12 protein-coding genes are annotated in these 13040 nt (G+C 57.2%); 10 read left to right on the forward strand and 2 right to left on the reverse strand.

The features are described from left to right. Positions 1-153: 153 nt before the first annotated feature. From modA to modC, 3 genes are read left to right on the forward strand one after another with little or no spacing between them, the layout of a single operon-like run. Positions 154-927, forward strand: a complete 774-nt coding sequence (gene modA, locus L977_RS06855) for a molybdate ABC transporter substrate-binding protein (protein WP_014883060.1) — start codon at positions 154-156, stop codon at positions 925-927. Further along, positions 927-1616, forward strand: a complete 690-nt coding sequence (modB, locus tag L977_RS06860; RefSeq protein ID WP_032637160.1) for a molybdate ABC transporter permease subunit — start codon at positions 927-929, stop codon at positions 1614-1616. Before modA ends, modB begins: the two co-directional genes overlap by 1 nt. Positions 1617-1618: 2 nt before the next feature. Next, positions 1619-2677 carry a molybdenum ABC transporter ATP-binding protein ModC gene (modC, locus tag L977_RS06865; protein ID WP_047625421.1) on the forward strand — a complete coding sequence of 353 codons (1059 nt, stop codon included), beginning with the start codon at positions 1619-1621 and terminating at the stop codon, positions 2675-2677. Here modC and L977_RS06870 read toward each other — a convergent pair whose 3' ends face one another. Then, positions 2678-3496 (reverse strand): pyridoxal phosphatase, encoded by an 819-nt coding sequence (locus L977_RS06870; protein ID WP_032637158.1) that lies wholly within the window; start codon positions 3494-3496, stop codon positions 2678-2680. It lies immediately after the preceding gene. A 140-nt stretch (positions 3497-3636) separates the two neighbouring features. Here L977_RS06870 and pgl point away from each other — a divergent pair, with 140 nt between their 5' ends. Next, positions 3637-4632: a 6-phosphogluconolactonase gene (gene pgl / locus L977_RS06875; protein ID WP_023338174.1), complete on the forward strand. Its 996-nt coding sequence runs from the start codon at positions 3637-3639 to the stop codon at positions 4630-4632. Positions 4633-5076: 444 nt separating this feature from the next. Further along, positions 5077-5166: a type I toxin-antitoxin system toxin TisB gene (tisB, locus tag L977_RS23665; RefSeq protein ID WP_023332440.1), complete on the forward strand. Its 90-nt coding sequence runs from the start codon at positions 5077-5079 to the stop codon at positions 5164-5166. 52 nt (positions 5167-5218) lie between these two features. On the opposite strand, the gene L977_RS06880 is transcribed toward tisB, so the two are convergent. Beyond that, entirely contained in the window at positions 5219-6502 is a 1284-nt protein-coding gene (locus tag L977_RS06880; RefSeq protein ID WP_047625423.1) for a putative acyl-CoA thioester hydrolase, read from the reverse strand. 225 nt (positions 6503-6727) lie between these two features. Between L977_RS06880 and hutI the strand changes: the two genes are divergently transcribed. From hutI to hutH, 5 genes are all read left to right on the forward strand, one after another. After that, positions 6728-7948 (forward strand): imidazolonepropionase, encoded by a 1221-nt coding sequence (hutI, locus tag L977_RS06885; protein ID WP_047625425.1) that lies wholly within the window; start codon positions 6728-6730, stop codon positions 7946-7948. Continuing rightward, the gene (hutG, locus tag L977_RS06890) at positions 7945-8883 is read left to right on the forward strand and encodes a formimidoylglutamase (protein WP_047625426.1); all 939 of its coding nucleotides are present in this window, start codon (positions 7945-7947) and stop codon (positions 8881-8883) included. Before hutI ends, hutG begins: the two co-directional genes overlap by 4 nt. Before the next feature lie 19 nt (positions 8884-8902). Further along, positions 8903-9637 (forward strand): histidine utilization repressor, encoded by a 735-nt coding sequence (locus tag L977_RS06895; protein ID WP_047625428.1) that lies wholly within the window; start codon positions 8903-8905, stop codon positions 9635-9637. A gap of 127 nt (positions 9638-9764) precedes the next feature. Beyond that, on the forward strand, positions 9765-11453 hold the full coding sequence (gene hutU / locus L977_RS06900) for a urocanate hydratase (protein ID WP_047625430.1): 1689 nt from the start codon (positions 9765-9767) through the stop codon (positions 11451-11453). Continuing rightward, the gene (gene hutH, locus L977_RS06905) at positions 11450-12970 is read left to right on the forward strand and encodes a histidine ammonia-lyase (RefSeq protein WP_047625432.1); all 1521 of its coding nucleotides are present in this window, start codon (positions 11450-11452) and stop codon (positions 12968-12970) included. Before hutU ends, hutH begins: the two co-directional genes overlap by 4 nt. Positions 12971-13040 lie beyond the last annotated feature (70 nt).

Consider the following 13040-nt stretch of genomic DNA (forward strand, 5'->3'; position numbering starts at 1 on the left):
CCCGGGCGTTTTGCTCTCAAGCTTTTCTCATTTTCTCCGATAGTATTAAGAATCAGTCCAGCTTACCCCTTGAGCGGTACGATATAGCGCTGGGATCTCCATGAAGATATCGTTATATTATCGCCTATATAACGCTATATACAGGAGCTACAAATGGCACGTTCATGGGTACGTCTTTTCGCAGGGGCAACGCTGACGCTTTCACTTGCCGGGCAGGCGCTGGCGGACGACGGAAAAATTACGGTTTTTGCGGCGGCGTCACTGACCAACGCGCTGCAGGATATTGCGGCGGCATATAAAAAAGAGAAGAACGTCGATGTTGTCTCCTCTTTCGCCTCTTCATCTACGCTGGCGCGCCAGATAGAAGCGGGGGCACCGGCGGATCTGTTCATTTCAGCCGATCAGAAATGGATGGATTACGCGGCGGAGAAGAAATCAATTGATCCGGCAACCCGCGAAACGCTGCTGGGGAATAGCCTGGTTGTCGTGGCACCAAAAGCCAGCGCGCAGGCGGATATTACCATTAACAAAGAGACCAACTGGATGAGCCTGCTTAACGGTGGCCGTCTGGCGGTGGGCGATCCGGAGCATGTTCCGGCGGGGATCTACGCCAAAGAAGCGCTGCAAAAACTGGGCGCGTGGGAGACATTGTCGCCGAAACTGGCGCCGGCGGAAGATGTACGCGGTGCGCTGGCGCTGGTGGAACGCAACGAAGCCCCGCTGGGGATTGTATATGGCTCTGATGCCGTTGCCAGCAAGGGTGTGAAAGTGGTTGCAACGTTCCCGGAAGACTCCCACAAGAAAGTGGAATATCCTGTCGCGATTGTTGATGGACATAAAAACGCGACCGTGACGGCCTTTCGCGATTACCTGAAGGGGCCAGAAGCGTCCGCAATCTTTAAACGTTATGGATTTACGACTCACTGATGATATTGACCGATCCTGAATGGCAGGCTGTTTTGCTGAGCCTTAAAGTCTCTTCCCTGGCGGTTGCGCTGAGTTTGCCCTTTGGGATCTTCTTTGCCTGGTTACTGGTGCGCTGCCGGTTTCCCGGCAAAGCGCTGCTCGACAGCGTACTTCATCTCCCGCTCGTTTTACCCCCCGTGGTGGTCGGCTATCTGTTGCTGATTTCGATGGGGCGACGCGGTTTTATCGGCGAGAAGCTCTACGACTGGTTTGGGCTGACGTTCGCCTTTAGCTGGCGCGGAGCGGTACTGGCCGCGGCGGTGATGTCATTTCCGTTGATGGTGAGGGCGATCCGCCTCGCGCTGGAAGGGGTGGACATGAAGCTCGAACAGGCGGCCCGCACGCTGGGTGCCGGGCGCTGGCGCGTCTTTTTCACCATCACGCTTCCGCTTACGCTGCCGGGGATTATAGTTGGCACGGTACTGGCGTTTGCCCGTTCGCTGGGCGAGTTCGGCGCGACCATCACGTTTGTATCGAACATTCCCGGCGAGACGCGAACGATTCCGTCAGCCATGTACACCCTGATTCAAACACCCGGCGGAGAAGGCGCGGCGGCGCGACTGTGCATCATCTCAATCGTCCTGGCCCTGGCTTCGCTGCTGGTGTCTGAATGGCTGGCGCGGCTGAGTCGTGAACGGATGGGGAAATAAGGATGCTGGAACTGAATTTCACCCAGACGTTGGGGAACCACACGCTGACGCTTAACGAGACGCTGCCTGCAAGCGGCATCACCGCCATTTTTGGCGTCTCCGGTGCGGGAAAAACCTCTCTGATTAATGCGATTAGCGGCCTGACACGCCCGCAGTCAGGCCGTATTGTTCTGAATGACCGCGTCCTGAATGACGTGGAGAGCAAAATATACCTCTCGCCGGATAAACGTCGCATCGGCTATGTTTTCCAGGACGCGCGCTTGTTCCCGCACTACAGCGTGCGCGGCAACCTGCGCTACGGTATGGCCAAAAGTATGGCCGGGCAGTTTGATAAGCTGGTGACGCTGTTAGGTATTGAGCCTCTGCTCGACAGGCTGCCTTCCTCGCTTTCCGGTGGAGAAAAACAGCGTGTGGCGATTGGCCGTGCCTTGCTGACCGCACCCGAGCTGCTGTTGCTCGACGAACCGCTGGCTTCGCTGGATATTCCGCGTAAACGTGAACTGCTACCCTACCTGCAGCGCCTGACCCGCGAGATTAACATTCCTATGCTCTACGTCAGCCACTCGCTGGATGAGATCCTCCATCTGGCCGACAAAGTGCTGGTACTGGAAGAGGGCAGCGTAAAGGCCTTTGGCAACCTGGAAGAGGTGTGGGGAAGCAGCGTGATGCATCCCTGGCTTCCAAAGGAGCAGCAGAGCAGTATCCTGAAAGTGAGCGTGCTGGAACACCACCCGCATTATGCGATGACCGCGCTGGCGCTGGGCGACCAGCATCTGTGGGTGAACAAGGTCGACAAGCCGTTACAGTCCGCGCTGCGTATTCGCATTCAGGCATCGGACGTCTCGCTGGTGCTGCAACCGCCGCTGCAAACCAGCATTCGTAATATTCTGCGCGCCAAAGTGGCGGAGTGCTTTGATGATAACGGTCAGGTGGAAGTGAAGCTTGAGGTGGGAAGCAGGACGCTCTGGGCGCGCATCAGCCCGTGGGCCAGGGACGAGTTAGGTATCAAGCCCGGCCTGTGGCTTTACGCGCAAATCAAGAGCGTCTCGATCACTGCCTGATTACAGCAGGTGGGTATAAATGTACTGCGCGATGCTATCGGTGGTGTTATCGCCAATCACCACGTTAGCGCGCGCTTTCACCGCGTCATCGGCGTTGCCCATCGCCACGCCGGTACCGGCAGCCTCCAGCATACTGATATCGTTATAGTTATCGCCAAAGGCAATCACGTCACGCATCGACCCTCCCTGAGATTCCACGTACTGCGTCAGGCGCTTGCCCTTGCTGTTGCCTTTACGGGCAATATCTACCTGATCGTGCCATGACCATTCACATTCCAGACCCAGGGTCTGTTCAACCTGTTTCGCGAAGGTATTCAGTTTGGTGGTGTCTTCATCCGTCAGGGCGAATTTCCAGATAGCGTCAACATCCTGAGCGGCCTGGCGCAGGGAGGACACCTGGGTAAAGACCGGACGCTGCGCTTCCGGCAGCGAAAGTGCCCAGTTACTGGTGCGCACCACATGGCCGGTAGGGCGCTCGTACAGCATCGCGTTGTCCACATACATCAGGCCATGAATGGCATGCTCATCCAGCAGATCAATCAGTTGCAGCGCCTGAGGAACCGGTAGCGGGTCGGAGGCTAAAACCTTTTTTGCCTGATAATCATACAAATAAGTGCCATTACAACAAATTGCAGGTGTATCTAACGCCAGTGCCTGATAAAAAGGATGAATGGCAACGTGATGTCGACCCGTTACGATAAGGAGTTGATACCCGGCTTCCTGGGCTCGTTTAAGCGCTTCAAGGGAGGAGGGGAGCAGGGTTTTCTGAGGGGTCAGTAATGTTCCGTCTAAATCCAGGGCAATCACACGCGAGGTCATTTGTTCTTCCGGGTTAATGTTGAATTTTAGGTCTCAGGCGATGTTACACCGAGAGTAAATCGCTGCAAAATTCCTGGCTAAAATTCAGCATTCACCGTTAAAAATAATCACTTTCACGCGCAGTGAGGAAAGGAGTATTCATGAAACAAACCGTTTATACCGCCAGTCCTGAAAGTCAGCAGATCCACGTCTGGCGTTTGAATGCAGAAGGTTCGCTCACTCTGGTTCAGGTTGTTGATGTTCCGGGGCAAGTACAGCCAATGGTCGTCAGCCCGGATAAACGTTTTCTGTATGTTGGCGTACGCCCTGAGTTCCGGGTGCTGGCCTACCGCATCTCGCCGGACGACGGTGCGCTGACCTACACTGCCGAAGCGCCGCTGCCGGGCAGCCCGACCCACATCTCGACCGATCGTAAAGGGCGTTTCATCTTTAGCGGCTCTTACAATGCGGGCTGCGTCAGCGTGACCCGCCTTGACGACGGCATTCCGGTCGACACAGTCGACGTGGTGGAAGGACTGGAAGGGTGTCACTCGGCGAATATCTCTCCGGACAACCGCACGCTGTGGGTGCCTGCACTGAAGCAGGATCGCATCTGCCTGTTTACCCTGAGCGACGATGGTCACCTGGTGGCGCAAAACCCGGCTGAAGTGACTACCGTTGAGGGCGCAGGCCCACGCCATATGGTCTTCCACCCGAACCAGCAGTATGCCTATGTGGTAAACGAACTGAACAGTTCGGTAGACGTGTGGGAGCTGAAAGATCCAAACGGTCAGATCGAATGCGTGCAGACGCTGGATATGATGCCGTCTGACTTCTCTGACACCCGCTGGGCGGCGGATATCCACATTACGCCTGACGGCCGTCATCTGTATGCCTGCGACCGTACCTCCAGCCTGATTACCGTCTTCAGCGTCTCCGAAGATGGCAGCGTGCTGGCCATTGAAGGTTTCCAGCCAACGGAAACTCAGCCGCGCGGCTTTAATATCGATCACAGCGGTAAATACCTGATTGCGGCAGGGCAGAAATCCCACCATATCGCGCTGTATGAAATCAAAGGCGTACAGGGTCTGCTGGAAGAAAAAGGACGCTACGCCGTAGGCCAGGGACCGATGTGGGTCCTGGTCAACGCTCACTAAGTGGCCTGAAACAAAAAACCTCGCGAATGCGAGGTTTTTTTATGCCCGGTGGTAGCCGGGTAGAGCACATCAAAACGTAACCAACCTGATTATCATAATGTTGACTTAAGACGATGTAAATTCATCACCAACGAAGAAAAGACGTTCTCAAGCGACGGTGCGCAAAAATAATTAATATAATCAATGAGATATTTGGTTTTTCTTTATAGATTCCTAAACTCTCCATAACTGTTTTTATATACAGTAATGGTTTGATATCATTCTGTTCGTTGGTTTGATGTGTTGCAGTTCCGCAATTCAGGATTCTTTTTAAGTCCTGGCTGTCGGGTGGTGCCGACAGTGCCTAAACTGCGGAGCACATCAAAACATAGCCAACACACCTCTGGTGACAGGCAGCGGAAAGGTAAGGCAGAGGAGAAGTACTCTATACCAAAGGAGTGGCGTATGAGCGGTGTGGAATGGGCAATTCTGTTCCTGCAACTCATGGTTGCGATTATGCAACTATTGGATGCGTATCTTAAGTTTGGTGCCTGACGCGTTCAGTCGCAGTAAAAAGGGGGATTAAAATCCCCCTTTTACTCTCATCTTACTGCTTCGGCTCTGCAACCACCTTGCTACCCAGACCGCGGTTGTTGTATTCCCACATGCGGTTGAAGTTCGCGTCATTCAGATTGCGCTGGACGTTCCCTTTATCATCCACCGCACCGGTATTGCCGGAGAACGGACGCTTGGAGATCGCGGCATCAGCCCACGGCTTCGCCATGTTAAAGCCTTCGTTGATCACGCTGTCGCGGATCACGACCTGACCGTTAGTGGCAGAGTCCGCATCCAGGGAGCGACCCAGCTGTGCCACGCCGTCGCCGGCAGCGTTAAAGCGGCTGTTAACGGCCAGGAAGCCGTAGAACAGGTTAGACTGTGTTGCTGGCGCAAACACGTAACCTTCCTGCTGAGTGCGCGAGTTCACCACGCGGAAATCGGTGTTTTCAAATACCACCGCACCACGACCGGACACCAGATCCACGTCACCTTCAATGTAGCTGTTGGTTACCAGCGTACGGGTCAGGCGGTTGTTCTGCAGCGTGTTCTTAACATCGCTGTTGGTCACGAAGAAGGTATTCTGACGGCCCAGAATGTTGACGTTGTTAATCTGCACCTTATCGCCATCACTACGCAGCGCGACGGCCTGGTGGGTACCGGCATCGACGCTGTCGCCGAGGGTATTTTGAATGGTCAGGTTTTGCAGCTGCAGACCATTATTTTGGGACCAGAATACCGCCGAGCACATCAGGCCAACGGTTGCGGAACGCTTGCTCTGGCAGTTATCAAACATGTACCACGCCGGTTTACCTGGCATATATTTACCGGCCGGGTTCACCAGGCGACGCCAGGTGGTGCTGTCGATTTCGGAATCAATCGCCAGGCCAATTTTCACGTCGATTGCTTTTTCGCCCAGACCGTAAAGGGTGATGCTGCCTGGCGCGGCCGGAACATACACGGTGCCTTCGTATTCGCCCGGCAGGATCGCGATGTACTGGCGAGAGGCGCTGTGTTTGGTAATGGCCGCGTCAACCGCTGCCTGAATGGACGTGTGCGTTACGCCCTGGGCGCCAGCCGGGCCAACCACGAAGTCAGGCTGTTTCGGCAGGTTAATAGAAGACGGTGTCCACGGCGCAGCGTTAGGATCCATCGCTGAGAAGTAGTGGGCACGGTCGAAGTTCTTCGCTTCATCAGCGGACAAAATCGGGCGGGACGCGGTGCCCGGTGCTACCTGCTCAGAAGGCAGCTGATCCGGTGGTGTTGAACTGCATGCGGATAAGGTCACGCCAAAGGCGAGCGCTAACGCCAGACGGGAAATCCTGGAAATATTCAAGGTGGAGCTCCTGGGTATGCAAGTCTTAAACGGGATAGACGAAATAGCCTGCTTTTTTATACTAAGTTGAGCGAAACGGGAAGATAAAAAGGGTAAAAGTTGCATTTTTTACCCCCGGGAGGCGGGAAAGTCATCACAAATAAATAACATTTTCTACCAGAACGGTTGACAGCAGACGGCGGATGAAAATAAATGTCTATACAACCTATGACAAGTGGAATGCCCATGCAGCTTCATCCTGACGATGTAATATGGCGAAATGCGCGACTGGCAACGATGGTTCCCGATGCCTCCGCACCTTATGGTCTGAAAGCGCAACACGCCCTGGTCGTGCGCGGTCAAACCATCCTGGCCGTGATCCCTGAATCTGACATTCCTTCCGGACACCGTCACTGCATCGATCTACAGGGGCGTCTGGTGACGCCGGGGCTGATTGATTGCCATACCCATCTGGTGTTTGGCGGCGACCGCGCGGCAGAGTGGGAGCAGCGCCTGAACGGTGTCTCTTATCAAACCATCAGCGCGCAGGGCGGCGGGATTAACGCCACCGTGACGGCGACACGCAACAGTTCGCCGGAAACCCTGTTGAAGCTGGCGCAGCAGCGGCTCCAGCGTCTGATGAATGAAGGCGTGACGACCATAGAAATTAAATCGGGATACGGACTTAACGCGGATGCCGAAGAGAAAATGTTGCGGGTTGCTCGCCAGCTCAGTCTGAATAATCTGGTCGAGATTAGCCCGACGCTTCTGGCGGCACATGCCGTCCCTGCGGAATACCGACAGGATCCGGATGCCTATCTCACGCTGGTCTGCGAGCAGATCATGCCCACGATGTGGCAAAAAGCGTTATTTGAAGCGGTAGATGTGTTTTGTGAAAACGTCGGCTTTACCCCGTCGCAAACCGAGCGCCTTTTCCAGGCCGCCACCGCGCTGGGTATTCCGGTGAAAGGGCATGTTGAGCAGCTGTCTAATCAGGGCGGTGCGGCGCTGGTCAGCCAGTATAAAGGGCTGTCAGCGGATCATATCGAATATCTCGACGACGCAGGCATTCAGGCGATGGCGCAAAGCGGTACGGTGGCGGTATTGCTCCCTGGCGCGTTCTATTTCCTTCAGGAGCGCCAGCGTCCGCCGGTTGAACAGCTCAGAAAACAGGGAGTGCCGATGGCGGTGGCCACCGACTATAACCCCGGCACCAGCCCGTTTGCGAGCCTGCACCTGGCGATGAATATGGCCTGCGTCCAGTTTGGCCTGACCCCTGAAGAGGCCTGGGCTGGCGTCACGCGACACGCCGCGCAGGCGCTGGGTCGCGGCGCAACCCACGGGCAATTGCAGGCGGGGTATGTGGCCGATTTTATCGTCTGGGATGCTGACCATCCGGTTGAGATGGTCTATGAACCGGGTCGCAATCCGTTGTATCAGCGTATTTTCCGTGGGGAGGCAGTATGAGGTTATGGCGGCCCGTAGCCGAAATGGTCTGGCAGGGGCGTGACGACAGCGCCGAGGCCAGCAATGCAAAGCGTATCTTTCAGACGATACAGCAGCAGGCGCAGTTTACGCCGCTTTCCTCTGGCATCGCGCTGATCGGGTTTGAATGCGATGCAGGGGTTAAACGCAATCAGGGCAGGCCTGGCGCCGTGCAGGCCCCTGATATCCTGCGCAACGCGCTGGCGAATATGGCCAGCCATCAGGGACACGAACGGCTTGCGGATATGGGATCCGTGTATGTCGAAGGTGATGAACTTGAAGCGGCACAGCGGGTTTTAAGCGATGCGGTGACGGCCTGCCAGCAGTCCGGGATGCGCACGCTGATCTTTGGCGGCGGGCACGAGACCGCCTGGGCGCATGGTCGGGGCATTCTCGATGCCTTCCCGAACGAGCGCGTGACAGTGATTAATCTTGATGCCCATCTCGATCTGCGCAAGGCCGAGCGTGCAACATCCGGTACCCCGTTTCGTCAACTGGCCCATTACTGCGGGGACCACGGTCGGGCGTTTCGCTACGCCTGCTTTGGCGTCAGCCGGGCAGCCAACACGCAGGCACTCTGGGATGAAGCGGAACGCCTGAACGTCACGCTGGTGGAAGACTGGCATTTCAGACGCGATGCGTTATCTGCGCTGGAAAAGGTGCTGGCGCAGGCCGATCGGGTCTACCTGACTATTGACCTCGACGTTCTGCCGGCGAGCGAAATGCCTGCCGTATCCGCCCCTGCGGCGTTAGGGGTACCGGCGCTGGATCTTCTGCCGGTTATCGAACAAATCTGTCGCAGCGGTAAGCTGCAGGCCGCCGATCTGGTAGAGTTTAACCCGCAGTACGACAGGGACGGACAGGGCGCGAAGCTTGCCGCTCGTCTGGCCTGGCAAATTGCTCACTGGTGGGCATAACCCGAGTTAAGGAGTCATGATGTTTTCACGCTCGCCCCTGGCGCAGTCGAGCCCTCCTGCGCCTTTCTACGAAAAGGTGAAGCAGGCTATCAGCGAAAAAATTGCTACCGGTGTCTGGCGCCCTCACGATCGTATTCCGTCCGAGGCCGAACTGGTGGCGCAATTTGGTTTTAGCCGGATGACCATCAACCGGGCGCTGCGCGAACTGACCGATGAAGGTCTTCTGGTGCGCCTGCAGGGGGTCGGCACTTTCGTGGCGGAGCCCAAAGGTCAGTCGGCGCTGTTTGAAATCCGCAATATTGCCGATGAGATACACTCGCGAAATCATCAGCACCGCTGCGAGGTGCTGGTGCTCGAAGAGACCGAGGCGAGCGCCGAGCAGGCCGCCGAGCTGAATGTTAAAGAAGGGAGCCGCATCTTCCACTCCGTGATGGTGCATTTTGAGAACGACATTCCGGTACAGATTGAAGATCGCTGCGTTAACGCAGAGCGGATACCGGAGTATCTGAGCCAGGATTACACCCAAACCACGCCGCATGCGTACCTCTCGCTGGTCGCACCGCTGACGGAAGGGGAACACATTGTGGAGGCTGTGCGCGGCACGCCGCAGGAATGTGAACGGTTGCGCATTAAAGAGCACGATCCGTGCCTGCTGATCCGCCGTCGAACCTGGTCATCATCGCAGATTGTCTCCCATGCCAGGCTGCTTTTCCCGGGTAACCGTTACCGGCTGCAGGGCCATTTTATGTCATAAGTTTTATAAGCGTGATCGCTGACGCAATATAACAAAATTGTATCTTTTTTGTTAAATCTGACCTTGTGTGTGCTTGTCTATACAAGTATATCTAAATGCATCATCTGTCCTTTATGAGGAGCACACAATGTCGTCAGGTAAACACCGCCAGCAGGATGTCCGCGCCGCGCGCGGCACCACGCTTACCGCCAAAAGCTGGCTCACCGAAGCCCCGCTGCGCATGTTGATGAATAACCTCGACCCTGAGGTGGCGGAGAACCCCCACGAGCTGGTGGTCTACGGCGGTATAGGCCGCGCCGCGCGTAACTGGGAATGCTATGACGCAATTGTAAAATCCCTGACTCATCTCGAACACGACGAAACCCTGCTGGTACAGTCCGGCAAGCCGGTCGGCGTATTCAAAACCCATAAAAACGCGCCACGCGTGCTGATCGCCAACTCTAACCTGGTGCCGCACTGGGCGACGTGGGAACACTTCAACGAGCTGGATGCCAAAGGGCTGGCGATGTATGGTCAGATGACCGCCGGGAGCTGGATCTACATTGGCAGCCAGGGGATTGTGCAAGGCACTTACGAAACCTTCGTGGAAGCCGGTCGCCAGCACTATAACGGCTCGCTGAAAGGCCGCTGGGTATTGACTGCCGGTCTCGGCGGTATGGGCGGCGCGCAGCCACTGGCTGCCACGCTTGCTGGCGCCTGCTCGCTTAACATTGAGTGCCAGCAGAGCCGCATTGATTTCCGTCTGCGTACCCGCTACGTCGACGAGCAGGCTGATAATCTCGACGATGCGCTGGCGCGCATCAAAAAATACACCTCGGAAGGCAAAGCGGTGTCGATCGCCCTGTGCGGCAACGCGGCAGAGATTCTGCCTGAACTTGTCGCCCGCGGCGTTCGCCCGGATCTCGTCACCGACCAGACCAGCGCCCATGACCCGCTGCACGGTTACCTGCCAAACGGCTGGACGTGGGAAGAATACCAGCAAAAAGCGGAAACCGACCCGGAAGGCACGGTACTTGCCGCGAAACGTTCGATGGCTGAACACGTCTCCGCGATGCTGGCCTTCAGCAAGATGGGCATTCCGACCTTCGATTACGGCAATAACATCCGCCAGATGGCGAAAGAGATGGGCGTGACGAACGCCTTCGACTTCCCGGGCTTCGTGCCTGCCTATATTCGCCCGCTGTTCTGTCGCGGCATTGGGCCGTTCCGCTGGGTTGCCCTGTCCGGTGACCCGGAGGATATCTACAAAACCGATGCCAAAGTGAAAGAGATCGTCGCGGATGACGAACATCTCCACCACTGGCTGGACATGGCGCGCGAGCGCATTAACTTCCAGGGCCTGCCGGCGCGTATCTGCTGGGTCGGTCTGGAGTGGCGGCAAAAACTGGGTCTGGCCTTCAATGAAATGGTGCGCAGCGGCGAAGTCTCCGCACCGATTGTCATTGGTCGCGACCACCTTGATTCCGGCTCCGTTGCCAGCCCTAACCGTGAAACGGAAGCCATGCGCGACGGCTCGGATGCCGTTTCAGACTGGCCGCTGCTGAATGCCCTGCTCAATACCGCCAGCGGCGCGACCTGGGTCTCGCTGCACCACGGCGGTGGCGTGGGAATGGGCTTCTCCCAGCACTCGGGGATGGTTATCGTTTGTGACGGTACCGATGAAGCCGCCGCGCGTATCGCTCGCGTGCTGCACAACGACCCGGCCACCGGCGTGATGCGTCACGCGGACGCGGGTTACGAGATTGCTATTGACTGTGCCAAAGAGCAGGGGCTAAACCTGCCGATGATCCCTGCCACACAAGGAAATCATGAATGAACGTTTTAACACTTACGCCCGGTTCCCTGACGCTTAAACAGCTGCGAAACGTCTGGCGTCAGCCGGTTACGCTCTCGCTTGATGAAAGTGCCCACGCCGCCATTAACGACAGCGTTGCCTGCGTGGAGGCCATTGTTGCCGAAGGGCGCACGGCTTACGGGATCAACACCGGGTTTGGTCTGCTGGCACAAACGCGCATTGCAACGCACGATCTGGAAAACTTACAGCGTTCACTGGTGCTGTCTCACGCGGCGGGGGTCGGCCAGCCGCTCGATGACGAGATTGTCCGTCTGATGATGGTGCTTAAAATCAACAGCCTGGCGCGCGGTTTCTCCGGCATTCGCCTGAGCGTGATCCAGGCGCTGATGGCGCTGGTTAATGCCGACGTCTATCCGTGGATCCCGGCGAAAGGTTCCGTCGGCGCCTCCGGCGATCTCGCCCCGCTGGCGCATATGTCGCTGCTTCTGTTGGGGGAAGGGCAGGCACGCTGGCAGGGCGAATGGCTTCCTGCCAAAGAGGCGCTGAAAAAAGCCGGTTTAGCCCCGATCACCCTGGCGGCGAAGGAGGGGCTGGCGCTGCTGAACGGCACGCAGGCGTCGACCGCCTTCGCGCTGCGTGGCCTGTTTGAAGCGGAGGATCTGTTTGCCTCGGCGGTGGTGTGCGGCGCGCTCACCACCGAAGCCGTGCTGGGTTCGCGTCGTCCGTTCGACGCCCGCATCCACGAGGTGCGCGGCCAGCGCGGCCAGATTGACGCCGCCGCCATGTATCGCCACGTGCTCACCGACACCAGCGAAATTGCGGATTCACACCACAACTGTGAAAAAGTGCAGGATCCGTACTCTCTGCGCTGCCAGCCGCAGGTGATGGGCGCGTGTCTGACGCAACTGCGCCAGGCCGCAGAGGTACTGCTGGTAGAGGCCAACGCGGTATCCGATAACCCGCTGGTCTTCGCCCAGGAAAACGAGGTGGTCTCCGGCGGTAACTTCCACGCCGAGCCGGTGGCGATGGCGGCGGATAATATCGCCCTGGCCATTGCCGAAATTGGCGCGTTGTCAGAACGCCGTATCGCGCTGATGATGGATAAACATATGTCGCAGCTGCCACCGTTCCTGGTGCGTAACGGCGGGGTCAACTCGGGCTTTATGATTGCCCAGGTGACGGCTGCCGCGCTGGCGAGTGAAAACAAAGCGCTGTCGCACCCGCACAGCGTCGACAGCCTGCCAACCTCGGCGAACCAGGAGGACCACGTCTCGATGGCCCCGGCTGCCGGACGTCGTCTCTGGGAGATGGCCGCCAACACCCGCGGCGTGCTGGCGGTGGAATGGCTGGCGGCAAGTCAGGGTATTGATTTGCGTGAAGGGCTGAAATCCAGCCCGCTGCTGGAGCAGGCGCGTCAGGCGCTGCGTGAGCACGTATCGCATTACGATGACGACCGCTTCTTTGCGCCGGACATTGATAAAGCGATACAGCTTCTGGAAGAGGGACGGCTGGTAGGGCTGCTACCTTCCGTGCTGTGATTCGTGCCCGGTGGCGCTGCGCTGACCGGGCCTACGGGTGCAAAATGTAGGCCGGGTAAGGCGTAGCCGC

The sequence above is a fragment of the Enterobacter sp. ZOR0014 genome (assembly GCF_000798855.1).
In the GTDB taxonomy this organism is placed as follows: domain Bacteria; phylum Pseudomonadota; class Gammaproteobacteria; order Enterobacterales; family Enterobacteriaceae; genus Enterobacter; species Enterobacter kobei.